This window comes from Paeniroseomonas aquatica, from assembly GCF_030409335.1.
GTDB lineage: Bacteria > Pseudomonadota > Alphaproteobacteria > Acetobacterales > Acetobacteraceae > Belnapia > Belnapia aquatica.
The window spans coordinates 1-16,564 of the sequence record NZ_JAUFPN010000302.1 but is presented as its reverse complement, the minus strand read 5'-3'; the positions used below and the strand labels follow the sequence as shown (position 1 = coordinate 16,564).

Sequence of the window (16,564 nt, the reverse complement as noted above, 5' to 3'; positions counted from 1 at the left end):
CGCCGTCCTCTCTCCGGTCAACCCCGCTCGCCATGCTCGCCCCAAGAGGGGCTGTGCGTGGCTCCGCGCCGCTACGCGGCTGGCCTGCGGCCAGGGGTTTGACCTGCGTTGCGGACGACGCCCTTACGGTTCGCATGGTCGGGACGAAGGAAGGGCCTGTTTGTTCTGATCGAACAAAGGAAGATGGTTTAAGTGATTTTTGTTTTGTTTATGGTAGAATCGTAGAAGAGGATTTTATGGCTGATGATTTCAACCTGGTTTTAGAACACCTACGCCACATTCGCGCCGATACCGGAGCGATCAAGGACGAGCAGAAGCTGCACGGGCAGCGCCTGACCTCGATTGAGCGTGGCCTACTGACCTTCCGCGACGAGATTGACGGCGTGAAGGAGCGGCTAGACCGTATCGAAACCCGGTTGGGTTTACACGATCCTGAGCATTGAGAAGCCACAGAAGGCTTCAACGCCTGCTGCATCCACGGCGAAGAGATCGAGTGCTATGAAAACGCCTATCCCGACATTTGACAGCGACGAAGCGGCAGAGCGCTTCATCGAAACCGTCGATGTGAGCGAGTGCGACCTGACGGCGCTCAAGCCGGTGCGGTTTGAGTTTGAGGAAACTACTGACCGGCAGCAACCAGCTCGGGATTGAGAGCCGTCAATGAGTCGGGCGGGGTGGACATTCCAGAACCAGCTGAAGCCACCCCTTCACCTCGCTTTTCATATCCTCCGGCGACCTCGGCGTTCCGTCAGGGTGATGGCGAGGCATCGTCTTTAGGTACATGTCTGCCGCCGCCAGTATGGCGGTCAGTGCCTGTTTGCCCCGCTCCGTCATCGCCGTTCCCCTTCATGTGTTAGCGGGCCATTCTCGGCCCACCCATGCACATTCTACCATCGCCGCTGCCGTTCCACGTCGCGGGCAACACCTCGAACGATGGACCCAAGCGCGGCTTCATATCGGCAGCAGGCTGTCCATTGGACAGCGGAATCCGTGCGCTTAGCCTTGTCGCAACCGACAGGGAGAACAAAACCATGCCGTGGGAACCGGACGGGTATTTCGACCGCAAAGCGCGTGCCGATCAGGACGCGAAGCCTTGCGCGGACGAAGGCCGCGCGCACCGGCTGGAAGCACGTCGCTTCTACCGGGCTGCGCCTCCCTACCGGATTCAGTTCGAGATCAACGGCACGGTCAGCCTGTGCCAGAAGCACTACCAATACTGGGAGCACCTCTTCCCGGAGGGCGCGACGGAATGGCTGCCGATTTCCCAGCATGCCGATCTGGAGGAGGCCGAGCGCCGCTTGCGACATATCTGCGGCCCGATGATCTACTACGACGAGGAAGGCCGCATGACCCGTGCGCCTGGCCGGGCAAAACCAGCTTGGAATATGCCGCCAGATGACGACGAAGGATGAATGAGGCGTGAACCAAGCCATAGGAGGCCAGCGGAGCGCCTGAAAGGCGTTGCGGGGTTGGCAGGGAAGGGCGGACACGGTTTCATTGCTGTACGAGCCTGAAAACCGCCTTGCTGGATGCCCCTCCCATGTTCCAGGAGCTGCGCTATCACCTGACACCTAAGCGGATGCTGACAGCGACCGCCGTGCTGGCCGGTCTGACGCTGCTGATACCCTGGATGCCGACCTATGCGCCGATCCGTGAGGCGATGACGCGCCATCACCTGGAAGCGATGGGCCGTGCGCCTGCTCAAGTGCAGGCGCGCAGCGCAGCACAGCGCCGCGCTGCCGAGGAGGCCGCCCAGCGGCGTATGGCCGAGGAGCGCGAACAGGCACAGCAGCGCACCCTGCAGGCCACTGCACGCGAACATGCGCAGCTGGTAAGCAGTTTCAACGCGCTGGCTAACAGTAACCTGGTCGCATTTAATCAAACAGTTAACCCAGCCGGTGAATTAATGCTCAGGCTGAAAGAATTTGCTCAAAATGCGTCTTACTACCGAACAACCGGCATCACCCCTGAGGAAACCGCAACCCGTCGCCCTTGCAGCGATCCAGCCACAACAAGCGACTTGTTGAACCGCGATCAGCGCCGCCGCCGCAACATCATTGCCTGCGCCGTCTATATGGTTAATTCATTTGGCGTCAGTAGTGACCCTATTCATGACCGCCTGCTAAACGTCGCCCTGCTTTACCGGATGGACCAGCCCACTACGGCACAGACGTTTCCACTTCCTGTGCTCGTTTCCTATGCCTGGATAGGTTCGAATTTCCGTTCAAACCTATACCGAGCACGTGATGTACCAGCCCTTCCGCCACTCTTACAGGGCGACCAGCTCAACCCGCGTTTGCTTGAGGGTTTCCTTGCCCCCGGCTTCGCTCAACGACTGTTCGAGACAGCGACCATCGAGGAAAAGCTCGCCTTCACCAGAACTGCCTATCCTGACCTGGTGAAGATGTCGGAGCTGGCGCAGCGCATCCTGCCGCTATGCCGCGCGCGGCAGCTCTCTGATTGCCTGGAGCCCGGTTGATGGTTCGGCCAGGCTAGGCGCGTAGCCGCCCCATGCCACGCGCCACCAGCCACATCGTGCCGAAAGCCACGGCGATCATCACGCCGCCCCGGAAGCCTAGCGGCAGCACGGTATGCCCCGCACTGTAGAACGCGCTCATGTCGTTCAGGAACGCCATCCGCTGTGGGGTAGGGGAGGCGAGGAAGGCCAGCCACTGCAGCAGCCCCGGCTCACCCCCCGTCACCGAATTGACCAGGGCGGCAAAGAAGACCGTCCACACCGGCATGAAGATCCATTCCAGGGCGAGCAGCGCAAGGAAAGCGCCGGAGCCGAGCAAGCCCCACGAGGCGTAGTGTTCGAGGGCTCCGGCAAAGACCCCCATGTTGCTGATCCCGGAGCGTGCGCCGGTGCGGATCAGGAACACCGCGAAGAAGATGGAGAAGATGATGGCCGCGCCGAGCCAGGACGCGCCCGACACCTCCGAGATGAAGTTGAACATGGGGCGGAACAAGGCGAGGATGACATCCAGCACCTTGCCTGGGAGGTTCTTGTCGATGCTGAACGTCCAGGCATCGCCGCTGCTGTCCATTCGTCTCGCTTTCCACCGTCACCGTGACCCCAGGAGGTAAGCAGCATGTCCGGCTTCTGGAAAGGATACGCCAACGTTAACGATGACGTTCGGCATACCTACGAGCAGGTATTTTTCGGGCGGCAGACGACCGGCAACCTGACGGAAGCCGAGGTGCCTGGCATGAAGCCGGAGCAGCCTGCACCAGATGCCTTCGCAGGCGAGGGCAGCTCAACCAACGCACCCCCGCAACACGATCATGCCGCCTTCTACGGCAGCGTGTGGGGCAATGGCGACGCGCCACCCATCGGCCCCGGCGAGCCGCCAAACGGCCCCGACCTGACGCCTGGAGGAGCCGTCCAGGTGCAAGCGCCCACCATCGAGGCCCCAAAGATCGAGCCGCCCAGCCAGGGCAACGACATGACGCCCGGCGACTAGCCGTTATGGCCAGCCCGTTCCACGCCTCCCTAGACACCCCATTGCTCGATTTCGACGGCCAGGTTTGGGATACGCGGGCCTTTTGTGAGGCGGTTTGTATTCAGGGCGCGCCTGGTAGTGGGAAAAGTTCAGCAAGCGCCCGCTACCTGCGAAATGCCGCCTTAAAGGCGGGATTCGGCGCAGTCTATCTCTGTGCCAAGCTTGAAGAAGCGGGCCTTCTCAAGGCCGAGATAGAAGCCGCAGGCCGTGCCTCGGATATCGTGGTGATCGACGCCACCGCTCAGGAGCGGTTCAATATCCTCGACTTTGCCGCTGCTGAGTTGGGCGGGGAGGGGTTTGAAAATAACATTGTGGAGGTGATGCGGCGCATGTCCGAAGCGGCGCGCGTGGCCTCGGACAAATCTGCAAGCGATGGAGGCGAGAACACCTATTTCGTTGATAACGCCATGAAGTGGCTCACGAACGCCTTTCCGCTTCTACTGGTCGCGGAAGGATCAATCAGACTGTCCGACCTTAACCAGTTCATCGCCACGCTTCCGAACAACAAGGAAGAGCTAAAAAGCGCCGATTGGCAGCGTAGCTATTGTGCGCAGGTGCACATGAAAGTGGCGCAAAAATCAAAGGAGAATAGCGAGGCGGGCCGCTACGCCCTGCGCGTGATCAATGATCACGGCATTTTCTTTTTGACCGAGGTGCCCAACCTCGATAACCGCCCGCGCTCCTCTATTGCATCCACGCTTACCGCCCTGATTTATCCCTTCCTTACTGGCAAGCTGAACGAGCTTTTTTGCAAAGATACCACTATCACCCCCATGGCATGCCGTGACGGGAAGCTGATCATTCTCGACCTGCCGACTGTGCGTTACGGGGCGATGGGTGCCGTCGCGCAATCGCTGTTTAAATACCTGTTTGGTGTGGCGATGCAGAATAGGCCCATCACACCCGAAACACGGCCCGTCATGCTGTATATCGACGAATGCCAAAACTTCTTATCCAGCTATGACGGCGACCTGTTAGCGATGGCTCGGAGCGCTAAAGTCTGCCCGGTATTCATCACCCAGGATCAGCCGACCTTCTACGCCAAGATGGGTGAGAAAGACGCTGATAGTTTGCTCGGAAAGTTTGGTACCCGGATATGGCACGCCAATCTTTCGTACCCGACAAATCTGGCAGCCAGTGAGCTGATATCAAAAATCGAAATGTTCCATTTTGGCGAGACAACCAGCACCACTGAAACCACTGGAGGCGGAGGAAGCCAGCAGGAGGGACACGGCGGCTCATCCGGCAATACCAGTAAAACCAACACGCGGGGCCAATCCTCAAGCGGCTATAAGGATTTTGAGATACCGCCTGATCATTTTGCGACCAAGCTGCGCACCGGCACGAAGGAAAATAATTACAAGGTGGACGCGATTGTAGTGCGGGGAAACCGTAACTGGAAGCGCACCGGGCGACACTGGATACAGGCCGAGTTTAGCCAGCGATAGAGGATGTCGCCCGTGTTCCTGTTGCGCGTCTTTTGGTATTTCGTTCGCCTCGCTCTCTACAAATGCATTGGTCTGCTTCGCTTCATCGGCAAGCCCGGATCGCGGTTCATCGTCCCTGTTGGCCTGGTGGCGCTGGCACTGGTCATGCGGCCCGTCTGGCATGCCGCCATCACCGCGCAGCTTCGCCTTGCTGACCCTGGTCTAGAGCCGGAAAGCGAGGTGCTGGACGTGGTGCTATTCGTGGTCGTGGCGGTGCTGATCGTCGCCTATGTCATCCTGTCCAAGATCATGTCGTTGACCTTGAGCGCCTTTCCCCTGGCTATGCGCCCCTTGTGGCCGCAACGCCGTTTGGAAGCGCCTAAGAAAGACATCACGTCCGCCGTGGTGCGGATCGTGGTTCCGTCATTGCCACGACGGCGGACATGAGAAAGGCCGCCCAGCTGGTAGATGCCGGGCGGCCTTTCCAACATCACTGTTGACGGTCATCGCCATCCCTGGCTGTACCGCCCTGCGATGCTATCAGACCGTTTTCGTTCGGCCAATTGGCTTCAGCGGTCCGACCTGTGACGACGCAGCAGCGTCGCAATCTGCGTCTCGTTCCATCCATCCGCCTGCAACAGGGGAGTAAGTTCATCGCCCGCATGGCGTGCGTGTAGCTCTGCCTTCACCATGCGGCCAAAATCCGCAATCTTGCGCGCCAGGCGAAAATGCCACCACGCCATTTCACAGCGGAAGAAGCAGGCGAACGCCTCCCGTGACATGCCTTCATAGGCGACGCCACCTTCGGGTAAAACCCGCACTGAGTAGTTTGGAATCATCACCCTACTCCCCATCATTGTTGGTCAAATATCCTAGCGGGGATAGCCGGGCTTTGCTCGGCGTAAGGGGCCGGTAATGAGGCCCCTTGGCCGCGCGCGAAGCGCGCCGCGATTTTCAGCTGACCGGCGCAGCCGGTTCCGTGTTGGTGGATGGATGGGCGAGGATCGAGGCGATATCAGCCTTGCCCGCTTTGGTTGAGACACGCGCACGAAGGAGGCGCTGCAACTCATCCATGAACGAGGGATTATCCCCAGCTTCGGCTAGTACCGCCGCGCCAATGGTGGCGAGCTTGCGTTGCTCTGCATCGGCGACGGCCTGGCGGGCGGCGGCAATGTCGCGCTCTAGGCGTTCCAACCGTTGAGCTGGGGTCTCGCTTTTGCGGCCCGGCTTCTTGCGTTCAGTGGATGCGGGTTTAGCCATCCTATCGGCCTTCCATCGGTTGTAACTTCGTACTATGTTCGCCGTATCCCAACCGTCAATGATCTACCGAATGTTTGAGTATTTTGCGCCCGTTAGTGAGATTGGCAAGGCATGTGCGGTCAAACCGCGCAGCGCCCTTCGGGCCTGCGCAGTTTGGCCACACGCCTTGGCAAGGAGGACCGCTCCGCGCCCTCCGTTGCATCCTCCCAGGGCAAGGGGTTTTCGTCCCCCTCTGCACACCACGACGAGGAGCGTTCCTGCCCCTACGACCCTGACCACCCTTCCGCAGGTTGGATGCCGTCACCGCTTGTCCGGTGAACCGACCCGAAGGAGCCTGGCTCCTCTCGACACCAGCGTCAGGCTCTTGCGCCCGACACCACGCTTTAGGGGGTGGCGGCATGGATAGCGCGCCCTCTTCCCCCACACGCAAGGCGCGAAGTGGCAGCGAGAAGCGGCAGCGCGCCGACCTTGCCTGGATGCGCCTGACCCCTGCCGAGCGCGCCCAGCTGGACGAGCTGGCGGAGCGCGCAGGCATGACCGTTAGCGCCTATATGCGCCACCAATGCCTAGGCTCTGCCGGGCCGCGTGCGGTGCGCCGTCCGCCCGTCGAGCGTGCGGCCCTGGCGCAGTTGCTAGGCCAGCTCGGCAAGGTGGGCAGCAACGTCAACCAGATCGCCCGCGCGCTGAATACCGACCGGCCTTTGGCGTACGACATAACCACAACCCTGGCGGAAATACGGGAGGCAGCGCTTTCCATCTCCGCCACGTTGCGAGGGAAAGGCGCGTGATTATCAATGGTTCGAGCCGTAGCAATGGCGCATTCTTCTCCCGGCATTTAATGCGTGCCGACCAGAACGAGCGCGTGGCCGTGGTGGATATGCGCGGCCTAGCCTATGCCGATGATGTGCCGACCGCCTTCCGCGAGATGAAGGAGCTGGCGGCAGGCACGCAGTGCAAAAACTACTTCTACCATGCCAACCTCAACACCCGCGCCGACGAGCAGCTGACGCCAGAGCAATGGGCGCAGGCGGTGGATGCGCTGGAAGGTGCCTTGCAGCTGGAGGGGCAGCCCCGTTTCATCGTCGAGCATGAAAAGGAAGGCCGCACCCATCGGCATGTCATCTGGGGCCGCATTGACTCCGACACCAACACGGCGATTTCCGACAGCCATAATTACCGGACGCATGAGGAGGTAGCGGCTAGCCTGGAGGAGGCGTTCGGCCACGAGGCGACGGTGCGCGCCCTCACCCGCGACAAAGACACCACGCCCAGGCCGGAACCCAATATGCAGGATTGGGAGAGCTTCCGGGCGGCGGAAAGCAAGATCGATCCTAAGGCGATGAAGGCCGAGCTGACCGAGCTTTGGCAGCATTCGGATAGCGGCCCGGCCTTCGCCGCTGCCTTGGAGGAGCGCGGCTACATTCTCGCTCGCGGCGACCGGCGCGACTTTGTTGTGGTGGATGCTGCCGGGGATGAACATTCGCTGGGGCGGCGGCTTTCCGGCATCAAGGCGGCCGAGGTGCGCGCCCGGATGGCCGACATCGACGCGACGGCATTGCCGAGCGTCGAGGAAGGCCGGGAACTGGCCCGCCAGCGGCAGGAGGAGCAGCCGCAAGACAGCAGCGCCCCCGCCGCGCAGACGCCCCCTGTCGAGCCCGTAGACGCCTTTGCGGCCATCATGGGTGAAACGAAGCAAGATCGCCCCAGCAACGCAATTAGCGCCGCCCAGGCCGAACCAAGCGCGGCCCCTGCCCCGGCGTCGGCTTTCGATGCGGTGATGGCCGAGACGCATCAGGAGGCTGCCGAGGATGGCGCGCGTGCCACCGAGGAGGAGCGTACCGGCGGCGGCAGGTTCGAGCGGTTCCGCGCCTGGTGCGGCACCGTGCGCGAGCATGTGGCCGGATGGGGCCAGCAGGTGCAGGACTACTACGGTAGCTGGTTCCGCCGAGGCAGCGAGCCCGCGCCGGAACAGCCGTCAGAGCCGAGCCAGGGCATGGAGCCGCAGCTATGAGCGTGAACGCGATTGACGCCATCCTGGGCCGGAAGAATGACCCGGTAGCCGGTAAGGCAGCCGAGGATGCCAGCGCCGTCCAGTCCGAGCTATTGGCCGAGGCGGCGGAGCCGGACGCCTACCGGCCTTATATCATCCGAGCCCGCCCGCAGCTGGGCTTTACGCTGATCGAGAATGACGGCACCCGCCACGGCTTCCAGTACCACGCCCTGCGTCATCCGAAATGGCAGCGCCGGAACGGCGAGGAGTTTATGAGCTTCACCGCTGACGGCTTGGCCGTGGTGATGCAGGGCCGAGGGCTGACTATCCTGCACGCGGCCCTGGTGCGCGGCACGCTGGCCGAGGTTCGGGAGCATGACGGCAAGCAGCCGGTCAGCGCCGACACCACCACGCAGATTGACCGGCTAGAGGTGCAGGATGCGGAGGAGCGCGCGGCAGCGCAATCGCCGCGCCTGGTGAAATAGTCCGCCGTCCTATCGGCGTTTCCCCCTCGCCTCGCCTTCCGCATCCTGGCTGCTTCACCAGCAGCCAGGATGCGCTATGTCGGAGAGCAGGAGTTTTCGCGGGTCGAAGCAGCAGAATTACTGGCGTTATAGGCGCCTTTGTATAAAGTTAGTTAGGTTTTATTCATCCGCTTTATGCGCGCTTCAGCAAGTTTTTCTCTTAACAACTCGAGAAATTCTTTTCTGGTCCGCCGTATTGCCGAGCCAATATCTTTGTATTTAGAAGATTGAAGATTCGCGTTGTTGCTGGGATTAACATACAAATCTGGAAGCCACGCAGTTGGCACAACATAACAATTAACTAACTCAATCCTGAGCGGATTAACGTGAAAATCAATTTCAATTGTTGCTATAAACAAAGTTAATTCTGGAGTATTTTCAAAGAAAGTTATTAGTTTATCAGCTTTCGAAATGTCGTCTTTGCTGGGCGTTCTTCCTCGGACGGCCGATTTTATGTTGACGAATATTGGCTTCGAGTCATCAAATCGGAATGAAAAATCATACACTCCTACTTCCGAATCTGCAGGTTTAAAGTCGTGTAAGTGCAAGCGCTTGGCGTGCTTTTCGAGATTCTGAGAAATTAGCTCCTCAAGTATGCGCCATACAGTTCGGCCTTTGCCTGCTTTCCGCCATCCATATGGGAATTGGCCTGGCACGCCAATTGGCACTTCGCCAATATCACGAATTAGCGTTCTCAGTGCTTCTTCAAGCTGTCTACGATGTAGCTCAGCATCTTCGATCTCACTCAGCATCAGGAAACCTAAAAAGTTCAGCTATGGGAAGGCCAAGTGCATCAGCGATTTTTTGAATATTTTCGAGGCTAATATTACGTTCTCCACGCTCGACGCCGCCCACGTATGTTCGGTCAAGGCCGCATAGGTCAGCAAAACCCTCCTGAGACAGCCTTTTTGCTTTGCGCGCGTCCTTTACGCGGCTGCCAAAGCGCTGCCTTATGGTATTGCCGTCATCCATACGATATGAAAACACTGTGGTGACGATGAGTCCACGGACTATGAGTATCGCCCCTTGACTTCAAGGCGGAATATGATACTTATTGTCATCAAGGCGGGGGTTGATATGGGACGGCGGCCTAAGATTATTGCTTCTTTCGAAGAAGAAGATCGGCGCGAATCTGGATACTATGCAACTCCAAAGTTTGTAGCCGATTTTCTTGCTCGTCGAATGTTAGATCTTTGTCCAGAGGCAAAGACAGTTCTCGACCCTTGCGTGGGACGTGGCGAGCTAATCGGCACTTTTGGAGAAGCGGGCCTTCACGTAACTGGCTATGACATAATTGACCGGTCCCCTGTGGGATGCGCTAAGTTTGAAGTAGCTGATTTCCTCGAAATAGTAGGCGCATCAGAAGGGCTGTCTTTATTTCATGATGTAAAGCGTCCATCTTTTGATTTAGTGGTGGCAAATCCTCCTTACAATTGCCACGAGACAGATTACATACGGAAAAATAAGGTAAAGCTGGTTGAACGATTTGGTAAAGCAACTGCATTAAACATGTATTCTCTGTTCGTTCGGGCGATCATTGAGTACGCAACTGACAGCGCTGTAATAGGTCTTGTAACACACGATTCTTTTCTTACTGCCGTTGGCCATCAAGAGTTACGTCGATACATTTTGCAAAATTGCGTAATTCACGATTTACATCTTTGTCCGACATCTTTGTTCAAAGATCAGAACGCCGATGTCAGGACATGTTTGTTAGTTTTAGAAAAAAAGAAAGATGGTCAGGGTGTTATTCGTACTAGTAACAGGGTAGCCACAGTTTCAGAATTTCGTAACGCACTTTTCAAAAAAGATTTTCATGACCAGTTTCTTGATGATGTGACGCTTCGGCACGAGCGCGACAATGCGGAGTTCATTGTGGGCGTTTCCGATGAAATAGCAAAACTGTTTTCTGGCCGACGTTTGTCCGATATTGCACCTTGTATAACTGGAATATCGACAGGGAGCGACGCAACCTATATTAGGCGGAAATCAGAAGATGGCTATCGCATTCCTTTTTACAAAAATCCGGCCAGTAGGCGTTTTTTTGCTCAACCAGATGGATTTCTTTGCGATAATTATGAAGAGGTAGGACGTACGGTTTCGAATTTCATGATTAGAAATAAAAACCTTCTAACTTTGGGAGGTCTTTCTTGTTCTTCCATGGGCGTAAAATTTGGGGCAGCAATTAGACCTCCCAATACACTCTGCGGGGTTAATCCAAACGTTATTATAAATGACGATCGGATGTGGAGCTTGCTTAGCTATCTCAACAGCAAACTTTGTCTTTACCTCGTCAGAGGTGTACTTATTAGAAGTAACATGATTACAGCAGGATATGCAGCGCGTATTCCCGTGCCTGTATTTTCGAATCAGGCCGAAAACACTTTGCTGTGTTTAGGGCGGCGTGGGTTTGAGCTTGCACAAGCGGGAGCTGATGTTTCGGGAATCAAAGCAGAAATCGATCAAACAATAGAGCATGATCTTTCGCTGTCGTACAACGTGCGGGAACTGCTAACGGCTTTTGATCAAGATCCCACACGTCTTTCTTAAGGCGTGCTTTAAAGCCGAAAATATTAGAAACGAGAAAGGCTTAATTAACGCGAACTAATTACAATAATACATCTATTGCAAGATCGAGAAACGCCCATTTGTTGCGCTTTCAATTAGTGTATGATAACGTCCTTTATCATACATGACACAGGTTGAGCTTATGGCAATCACTGCGAACGACGTAGACGTGCTGCATCGGTACGCTGACGGGGTAATGGGGCGTGCTGACCACCACGCCGGTCAGGTGAAGGGAATCGCCCTCGCGTTGCTAGGAGCCATCATCTGGCGCGGCGAACCTGGATCGGTCGAGATCAAGCAGTATGCCGGTGGGCTTGCGAACGTTCTGTGGGTGAAGATCGGCGGGAAGCGTTACGCCTTCGCCTACAACCATGAGACATTGAAGATTGAGATCAGAGATCGGACCCAGTCCGGGCCTGCGCTTCACAGCTTTGACGATCAGACGCCGGTCGCAGCCGTTGAGGCCACCTTCCGGGCGCTTTGATGAAAATGCTCACTCCCCTTCCCCCTTCTGCTCTCCCGGTCGTCCGCCTGGGCGATATGGTGGTGCCCACCCCCATCATGGCCGAGGGTGAGCGCGCCGCGACCCGCTACGTCGAGTTTTTCACGGCTCATATCCGCAACCGAAACACCCGTGCCGCCTATGCCCGCGCGTCGTCCGCGTTCTTCGCTTGGTGTGAGCAACACGGCTTAACCCTGCCTGCCGTCCAGCCTGTGCATGTGGCGACCTACATCGAGCAGATTGGGCGCGAACTATCGGCCCCCACCGTCAAGCAGCAGCTCGCGGCCATCCGTATGCTGTTCGACTGGCTAGTGGTCGGCCAGGTGGTGCCCCACAACCCTGCCTCAGCGGTGCGCGGGCCGAAGCACAGCGCCACCACCGGCAAAACCCACATGCCGACGCGCGACGAGGCCAAGGCGCTCCTCACCAGCATTGAGACGGATAGTTTGATCGGCCTGCGTGACCGGGCGGTGATTGGCGCGTTGTTCTACACCTTCGCCCGTGTCAGCGCGGCGACAGCGATGCGGGTGGAGGACTACTACCCCATCGGTCGACGCATGTGGCTTCGGCTGCATGAGAAAGGCGGCAAGAGGCATGAGATGCCAGTGCACCACAGCCTGCAAGAGTACCTGGACGCCTACATCGCGGCGGCAGGTATTGAGACAGACAAGCGCAGCCCCCTCTTCCGTACCGTCGAAGGCCGCAGCGGTCGCCTAACTGGCGAGGCCATGACCCAGCCTGACGTGTTCCGCATGATCCAGCGGCGGGCCAAAGCAGCAGGCGTGGCAACCAAGGTCGGCTGCCATAGTTGGCGGGCGCGCGGTATCACGGCCTACCTCGAAAATGGTGGGCTGCTGGAACACGCCCAGCAGATGGCCGGTCATGCCAGTGCGCGAACGACGAAACTCTACGACCGGCGCGGCGAGCAGGTATCCCTCGATGAGGTCGAGCGGATCGTCCTCTGAAACAGTATCAGCAATAGTATTTCAGATACCTCAATCTTGCTCCTGGGTACTCCAGTAATTCGGCCAGAATTCAAACCTAACATGTAGGTGGTGTGATATCCTGCTTAACTAGTAAATCCAGCCCATACTTCTGTCCTGCAAAACTTAGTAATGACTGCCTTACTATTCTTTCAAGTCCGATGTACGTGGGAGCTTCAAAGAGAATTTTCGCAAGTTTTTTGCTATCAAGAACTGGCTCACCAGCTTGGATTTCTTCATTTGAGCCTCGAGGTGCTACCCAGCTACCAAATCCAACGCCACTGTGAACGTACCTGCTCCTAAGGTCGTATGCAGCGCCCAAAGCAACTTTGAATCTTTCTTTCTTTAATCCGAAATAGATTTCTTTTGATTCGGACTTGTCAAAAAAATCGTCACTAGTCAGCTTTTCCAAAGCGCCAATAAACCTAGATTTCAATCCACGTAATTCGTGCCGCAAGATTTTACCTATCCGCTTCCCGTCTTCGAGGTCATCTTCTATTCTTGTCAGAATGTTTTTAAATTCCACACTCAACAGACTTTCTTTATCAACGTCAACTGCTTGAGAAAGAATTTCTCCGCTGGATATCAAATGCAAATAAGCAACCTCTGGGTCACGCTCTACAGCTTGCAAAGCCCGATGATAAAACTTACAGGCCGCGTTAAACTTGGTAATAGAGTCTTTCTCCGAAGCCACACCATGAAACAAAGGCTCAAGTCGGCTAATTTCAGCTAGGTGCATTGGAATAGAATAATCTGCCCGCGGAGCGTAGCTGTTTTGAGGGAGTGTGTGATTGCAGATTGAGTTAAAGTGACTTAAATCTGGTATATTGTACAATCCTGAAGTTTCAATTAACCCGTGATTATCAAAACGTTTTCCATATAAAAGGCTTAAATATTGGCAAAAGCGCTCTACTGTGCCCGTATAGTCAGGTACTAACCATCCAGCTGCAACGGTCGGAGTTTCTGTAACAAAACTTACGATGTATGCATTCCGAGCATTAGGCCCTTCCTCCATGCGTATCCAGCCGTCGCGTGATCCAATACCAGGGAAGGCATGGGTAATTAAAATACCAGCATTCTCAAACTCACCGACAAGTCGACTGGTGGTTGAAATAACCGCTTTCTGTATTCTTGGGTCTGGCTTAAGAGACATTTTAATTCGTGCTCCAAGTTAGGCGTTATTCATAGTCACATAAATCAAACCGATACTCAGCGCAGGAGTTCATTTCAGCAAACGTTCACTTTAAAACCATCGTTGAAGAGTGGACAAAGCATAAATCCGGTAAATGGAAATACCCGATTTATTTTGTGCTTTCCCCTTCCCTACCTTGCACAGGAAGGCATCAGCGACGCGCCATCAGTCGCCAGACAGCCTGCGAACACAGTGTCGCCTTGACCTCAATTAAGTTACCCGGTAATTTTTCTTACCGGGTAATATGAATTACCGGATTTGTGGGAGGCTCTATGCCGGTTGTTGTCATCGCGTCGCCCAAGGGTGGGTCTGGTAAGTCTACCAGCTCTGTTCTCCTTGGCACCGAGCTGGCTCATGCGGGTGCGCAGGTCACCATGCTCGACTGCGATCCCAACCACTCCCTCCGCCTGTGGGCCGAGCGTGGGCCTTTGCCTCCTCGCATGACTCTCCTGTCGGAGGTGTCCGAATCCGACATCGTACGCACCATCCAGAAGCACGACGCGGACGGCGGCATCGTCATCGTTGACCTTGAAGGCGTTGCTTCGCGCCTAGTCTCTCGTGCCATCTCCCAAGCCGACCTGGTGCTGACCCCCATGCGGGCCACGACGCTCGACGCCACCATCGGTGCGCGCACCCTCGCGCTGATTGCCGAGGAGGAGGAGGCCCTGGGCCGTTCCATCCGGCATGCTGTGGTGTTCACCATGACCCGTACTATTGAATCGAAGCAGCACCGCGCTATCGAGGCTTCGCTGGCAGGGCAGGGGGTAGACATCGTGCAGCCCGCCTTGATGGAGCGTGTCGCATTCTCGGCGCTGTTCGAGTTCGGCGGCGATTTGCGCTCGATGCCCGCCCAAGGCCGTATGGAAGGTGCCATCGATAATGCGTCGGCCTTCGCCCGCGCCATCTATCAACGTCTGACCGAGACCGCCTCATGAGCGACCAGCCCAAGCCCTTTGCTATAGACGTGAAGCAGCTGCGTAGCAGGCCCAAGGATGGGTCCGCCGCCGCCATCAGCTCAGTGGACAAAGCAGGAGAACAGCATGGCTTTGTTGCCCGTGAGCCCAAAGGTAGACCAGGACGCCCGCCCAGCCCACGCACCGGCCAGGTGCATGCCAAGGTGCTGCCCCCTATCGATGAAGAGATCGCGGCAGAAGCGCGCCGCCGGGGTGTCCAGCAAGGCATCATCATTGAAGAGGCATGGGCGCTCTATCTCGCTCACAAATCCGGTAAATAGAAATATCCGGTAATTGAAAACACCGGATATTTATTTGCTTTGAAGCCCTTTAAAGCTAGGGATCGGGGGGTATGAAAAGAGAGATGTCAAAGAGTTAGTTAGGCGCAAGTGGAGCAGCTACCCGCTCGACAGTTCCTTTGATCCGCGCTTTGCGGCCTACCTTGGAACGCATTAGCTCGGCCAGCACCCGCTCCCACTCTTCCGGTTCTTTCATCTCCCAGCCCACTCGAAAGCCCGTCACCATGCCACGCTGTTGCCCTCCCTGACGGATAGGCTCCACTCGCACGGTAAAGTCGGATAAAGCATTGATTTCTTCAACTGCTGGAGAAATCGCCCAGCTGTTCAGGTTTTTGTAAGTCGTCAGCTTATCAATGCTGACACCAAGCATTTCCCGGAAATCTTCAACAGAAATTATTTCTTCGGTTCGGGCTAAATTGCGTCGTAGGCACAACGCTTCGTAGAGTGCCAGCGCATATTTTGTAGTAAACGCAAACATAACATACGGCTTGATACGGCCCCAATATTCAGATTTCCGCAAAATTTCGCGCATGGTAGCGGAAAAAGAGTAACGAACTTCGCCTTGAGGATTATCTTCGTCATCAGTTGTGGTGGTATCTGCCAGTAGCGTGGTGCGTCGTGTCGCTTTGCGGCCTTTGCTGTCCTTGGTTGGTATGAGTACTAGGGTTGTCATCAGCCGTTCGATGCTATCGCGTACTCGCTCGCCACCCTTATGAGTGCTGCGGAGCTCGCGCATCGGGATCAAATGCTCACAATCCTCCGCAATCTGGTCGCCAGCATGACGGATGAGAAGGTTGAGGACGCGGCGATCATGGAGAGTGAGGGCGGAGGACTGGCGAACCTCGATCATCTCGCCCGCTTTGGCGATGCCTTCGAGGTTGTAACGCTGTACAATCGTCCGAGCCATTCTCTAGGATAAATCAGGAGGGCTAGGCTAAGTCAAGTACATCTAGCCTAACCTAAGATGATGCCCCCAATCCCTAGCCTTAGAAGCAGCTTTTTGCTTGTGGATAACCTCTCCATTCCTACCCCCAATCTCTAGCCTTAGAGCCCCCGAACCCTAGCCTTAGGTGCCCCCAATCCCTAGCCTTAGGCCCCCAATCCCTAGCCTTAGGATTTGTAAGCCCTTGATTAAGCTATGGAATTTCTGCCCTGAAATTAGAAATTAAGTATAAAGAACTTATAGAACGGATTCACAGGTGTGAGTAACTCCCGCAAGGCTAGTTGCTAAGTCGCCATCAAAGGCGGCGCTACGCGCCTAAACGGAATGCGCCGTAGGCGCATGATCTTGAGTAAGGGCCTATCGGCCCGATCATGCTCAGATGGTGCCGCCGTCCTCTCTCCGGTCAACCCCGCTCGCCAT

The 16,564-nt window shown here is 56.5% G+C and carries 22 protein-coding genes; 15 read left to right on the top strand and 7 right to left on the bottom strand.

What is annotated here, in order from left to right; all coding sequences use genetic code 11:
• The 4 genes from QWZ14_RS30495 to QWZ14_RS30480 form a co-directional block, all read left to right on the top strand.
• On the top strand, window positions 1-443 hold a 443-nt coding region (locus QWZ14_RS30495), incomplete at its 5' end, for a hypothetical protein (protein ID WP_290320842.1).
• A 55-nt stretch (window positions 444-498) separates the two neighbouring features.
• Window positions 499-651, top strand: coding sequence for a CopG family antitoxin (locus QWZ14_RS30490; protein WP_290320841.1), 153 nt, complete (start codon window positions 499-501; stop codon window positions 649-651).
• 380 nt (window positions 652-1,031) lie between these two features.
• A complete protein-coding gene (locus QWZ14_RS30485) occupies window positions 1,032-1,412 on the top strand; it encodes a hypothetical protein (protein WP_290320840.1) in 381 nt (126 codons plus the stop codon).
• A 128-nt stretch (window positions 1,413-1,540) separates the two neighbouring features.
• Window positions 1,541-2,479: a hypothetical protein gene (locus tag QWZ14_RS30480; protein WP_290320839.1), complete on the top strand. Its 939-nt coding sequence runs from the start codon at window positions 1,541-1,543 to the stop codon at window positions 2,477-2,479.
• 13 nt (window positions 2,480-2,492) lie between these two features.
• On the opposite strand, the gene QWZ14_RS30475 is transcribed toward QWZ14_RS30480, so the two are convergent.
• Window positions 2,493-3,047: a hypothetical protein gene (locus QWZ14_RS30475; protein ID WP_290320838.1), complete on the bottom strand. Its 555-nt coding sequence runs from the start codon at window positions 3,045-3,047 to the stop codon at window positions 2,493-2,495.
• A gap of 45 nt (window positions 3,048-3,092) precedes the next feature.
• Between QWZ14_RS30475 and QWZ14_RS30470 the strand changes: the two genes are divergently transcribed.
• The 3 genes from QWZ14_RS30470 to QWZ14_RS30460 are packed head-to-tail and all read left to right on the top strand — an operon-like array spanning window position 3,093 to window position 5,377.
• Window positions 3,093-3,464, top strand: a complete 372-nt coding sequence (locus QWZ14_RS30470; RefSeq protein WP_290320836.1) for a hypothetical protein — start codon at window positions 3,093-3,095, stop codon at window positions 3,462-3,464.
• Window positions 3,465-3,469: 5 nt separating this feature from the next.
• Window positions 3,470-4,951: a type IV secretory system conjugative DNA transfer family protein gene (locus QWZ14_RS30465; protein ID WP_290320835.1), complete on the top strand. Its 1,482-nt coding sequence runs from the start codon at window positions 3,470-3,472 to the stop codon at window positions 4,949-4,951.
• A 12-nt stretch (window positions 4,952-4,963) separates the two neighbouring features.
• Complete coding sequence (locus QWZ14_RS30460; RefSeq protein ID WP_290320834.1) at window positions 4,964-5,377, top strand: hypothetical protein; 414 nt, start codon at window positions 4,964-4,966, stop codon at window positions 5,375-5,377.
• 122 nt (window positions 5,378-5,499) lie between these two features.
• Here QWZ14_RS30460 and QWZ14_RS30455 read toward each other — a convergent pair whose 3' ends face one another.
• On the bottom strand, window positions 5,500-5,769 hold the full coding sequence (locus QWZ14_RS30455; protein ID WP_290320833.1) for a hypothetical protein: 270 nt from the start codon (window positions 5,767-5,769) through the stop codon (window positions 5,500-5,502).
• A gap of 115 nt (window positions 5,770-5,884) precedes the next feature.
• Entirely contained in the window at window positions 5,885-6,190 is a 306-nt protein-coding gene (locus QWZ14_RS30450) for a hypothetical protein (RefSeq protein WP_290320832.1), read from the bottom strand.
• 398 nt (window positions 6,191-6,588) lie between these two features.
• Between QWZ14_RS30450 and QWZ14_RS30445 the strand changes: the two genes are divergently transcribed.
• Genes QWZ14_RS30445 through QWZ14_RS30435 form a run of 3 tightly spaced genes read left to right on the top strand, consistent with a single transcriptional unit; the run spans window position 6,589 to window position 8,665 of the window.
• Window positions 6,589-6,978, top strand: a complete 390-nt coding sequence (locus tag QWZ14_RS30445; RefSeq protein ID WP_290320831.1) for a plasmid mobilization protein — start codon at window positions 6,589-6,591, stop codon at window positions 6,976-6,978.
• Window positions 6,975-8,201 (top strand): relaxase/mobilization nuclease domain-containing protein, encoded by a 1,227-nt coding sequence (locus QWZ14_RS30440; protein ID WP_290320830.1) that lies wholly within the window; start codon window positions 6,975-6,977, stop codon window positions 8,199-8,201. Before QWZ14_RS30445 ends, QWZ14_RS30440 begins: the two co-directional genes overlap by 4 nt.
• Window positions 8,198-8,665 carry a hypothetical protein gene (locus QWZ14_RS30435; RefSeq protein WP_290320829.1) on the top strand — a complete coding sequence of 156 codons (468 nt, stop codon included), beginning with the start codon at window positions 8,198-8,200 and terminating at the stop codon, window positions 8,663-8,665. The genes QWZ14_RS30440 and QWZ14_RS30435 overlap by 4 nt, the downstream gene beginning before the upstream one ends.
• 152 nt (window positions 8,666-8,817) lie before the next feature.
• Here QWZ14_RS30435 and QWZ14_RS30430 read toward each other — a convergent pair whose 3' ends face one another.
• Window positions 8,818-9,456, bottom strand: coding sequence for a hypothetical protein (locus QWZ14_RS30430; RefSeq protein WP_290320828.1), 639 nt, complete (start codon window positions 9,454-9,456; stop codon window positions 8,818-8,820).
• A complete protein-coding gene (locus tag QWZ14_RS30425; RefSeq protein ID WP_290320827.1) occupies window positions 9,446-9,676 on the bottom strand; it encodes a helix-turn-helix domain-containing protein in 231 nt (76 codons plus the stop codon). The genes QWZ14_RS30430 and QWZ14_RS30425 overlap by 11 nt, the downstream gene beginning before the upstream one ends.
• Window positions 9,677-9,748: 72 nt before the next feature.
• On the opposite strand from QWZ14_RS30425, the gene QWZ14_RS30420 reads away from it, so the two are divergent.
• From QWZ14_RS30420 to QWZ14_RS30410, 3 genes are all read left to right on the top strand, one after another.
• Entirely contained in the window at window positions 9,749-11,254 is a 1,506-nt protein-coding gene (locus QWZ14_RS30420; RefSeq protein ID WP_290320826.1) for an N-6 DNA methylase, read from the top strand.
• 160 nt (window positions 11,255-11,414) lie between these two features.
• Window positions 11,415-11,756: a hypothetical protein gene (locus QWZ14_RS30415; RefSeq protein WP_290320825.1), complete on the top strand. Its 342-nt coding sequence runs from the start codon at window positions 11,415-11,417 to the stop codon at window positions 11,754-11,756.
• Window positions 11,756-12,739, top strand: coding sequence for a tyrosine-type recombinase/integrase (locus QWZ14_RS30410; RefSeq protein ID WP_290320824.1), 984 nt, complete (start codon window positions 11,756-11,758; stop codon window positions 12,737-12,739). The genes QWZ14_RS30415 and QWZ14_RS30410 overlap by 1 nt, the downstream gene beginning before the upstream one ends.
• Window positions 12,740-12,815: 76 nt before the next feature.
• Here the strand turns inward: QWZ14_RS30410 and QWZ14_RS30405 are convergent, their stop codons facing one another.
• Complete coding sequence (locus QWZ14_RS30405; RefSeq protein ID WP_290320823.1) at window positions 12,816-13,910, bottom strand: HEPN domain-containing protein; 1,095 nt, start codon at window positions 13,908-13,910, stop codon at window positions 12,816-12,818.
• Window positions 13,911-14,221: 311 nt separating this feature from the next.
• On the opposite strand from QWZ14_RS30405, the gene QWZ14_RS30400 reads away from it, so the two are divergent.
• Both QWZ14_RS30400 and QWZ14_RS30395 read left to right on the top strand, forming a co-directional pair.
• A complete protein-coding gene (locus QWZ14_RS30400; RefSeq protein WP_290320822.1) occupies window positions 14,222-14,884 on the top strand; it encodes a ParA family protein in 663 nt (220 codons plus the stop codon).
• Window positions 14,881-15,183, top strand: a complete 303-nt coding sequence (locus tag QWZ14_RS30395) for a hypothetical protein (protein WP_290320821.1) — start codon at window positions 14,881-14,883, stop codon at window positions 15,181-15,183. Before QWZ14_RS30400 ends, QWZ14_RS30395 begins: the two co-directional genes overlap by 4 nt.
• Before the next feature lie 94 nt (window positions 15,184-15,277).
• Here the strand turns inward: QWZ14_RS30395 and QWZ14_RS30390 are convergent, their stop codons facing one another.
• Window positions 15,278-16,108 carry a replication initiation protein gene (locus tag QWZ14_RS30390; RefSeq protein ID WP_290320820.1) on the bottom strand — a complete coding sequence of 277 codons (831 nt, stop codon included), beginning with the start codon at window positions 16,106-16,108 and terminating at the stop codon, window positions 15,278-15,280.
• Window positions 16,109-16,564: the final 456 nt, after the last annotated feature.

Bases quoted from the DNA above. Each gene is read 5' to 3' on its own strand.
- QWZ14_RS30450 (WP_290320832.1), bottom strand. From the start codon at position 6,190: ATGGCTAAACCCGCATCCACTGAACGCAAGAAGCCGGGCCGCAAAAGC.
- QWZ14_RS30455 (WP_290320833.1), bottom strand. From the start codon at position 5,769: ATGATTCCAAACTACTCAGTGCGGGTTTTACCCGAAGGTGGCGTCGCC.
- QWZ14_RS30435 (WP_290320829.1), top strand. From the start codon at position 8,198: ATGAGCGTGAACGCGATTGACGCCATCCTGGGCCGGAAGAATGACCCG.
- QWZ14_RS30405 (WP_290320823.1), bottom strand. From the start codon at position 13,910: ATGTCTCTTAAGCCAGACCCAAGAATACAGAAAGCGGTTATTTCAACC.
- QWZ14_RS30400 (WP_290320822.1), top strand. From the start codon at position 14,222: ATGCCGGTTGTTGTCATCGCGTCGCCCAAGGGTGGGTCTGGTAAGTCT.
- QWZ14_RS30475 (WP_290320838.1), bottom strand. From the start codon at position 3,047: ATGGACAGCAGCGGCGATGCCTGGACGTTCAGCATCGACAAGAACCTC.
- QWZ14_RS30445 (WP_290320831.1), top strand. From the start codon at position 6,589: ATGGATAGCGCGCCCTCTTCCCCCACACGCAAGGCGCGAAGTGGCAGC.
- QWZ14_RS30395 (WP_290320821.1), top strand. From the start codon at position 14,881: ATGAGCGACCAGCCCAAGCCCTTTGCTATAGACGTGAAGCAGCTGCGT.
- QWZ14_RS30470 (WP_290320836.1), top strand. From the start codon at position 3,093: ATGTCCGGCTTCTGGAAAGGATACGCCAACGTTAACGATGACGTTCGG.
- QWZ14_RS30485 (WP_290320840.1), top strand. From the start codon at position 1,032: ATGCCGTGGGAACCGGACGGGTATTTCGACCGCAAAGCGCGTGCCGAT.
- QWZ14_RS30390 (WP_290320820.1), bottom strand. From the start codon at position 16,108: ATGGCTCGGACGATTGTACAGCGTTACAACCTCGAAGGCATCGCCAAA.
- QWZ14_RS30430 (WP_290320828.1), bottom strand. From the start codon at position 9,456: ATGCTGAGTGAGATCGAAGATGCTGAGCTACATCGTAGACAGCTTGAA.
- QWZ14_RS30465 (WP_290320835.1), top strand. From the start codon at position 3,470: ATGGCCAGCCCGTTCCACGCCTCCCTAGACACCCCATTGCTCGATTTC.
- QWZ14_RS30420 (WP_290320826.1), top strand. From the start codon at position 9,749: ATGATACTTATTGTCATCAAGGCGGGGGTTGATATGGGACGGCGGCCT.
- QWZ14_RS30490 (WP_290320841.1), top strand. From the start codon at position 499: ATGAAAACGCCTATCCCGACATTTGACAGCGACGAAGCGGCAGAGCGC.
- QWZ14_RS30425 (WP_290320827.1), bottom strand. From the start codon at position 9,676: ATGGATGACGGCAATACCATAAGGCAGCGCTTTGGCAGCCGCGTAAAG.
- QWZ14_RS30415 (WP_290320825.1), top strand. From the start codon at position 11,415: ATGGCAATCACTGCGAACGACGTAGACGTGCTGCATCGGTACGCTGAC.
- QWZ14_RS30480 (WP_290320839.1), top strand. From the start codon at position 1,541: ATGTTCCAGGAGCTGCGCTATCACCTGACACCTAAGCGGATGCTGACA.
- QWZ14_RS30410 (WP_290320824.1), top strand. From the start codon at position 11,756: ATGAAAATGCTCACTCCCCTTCCCCCTTCTGCTCTCCCGGTCGTCCGC.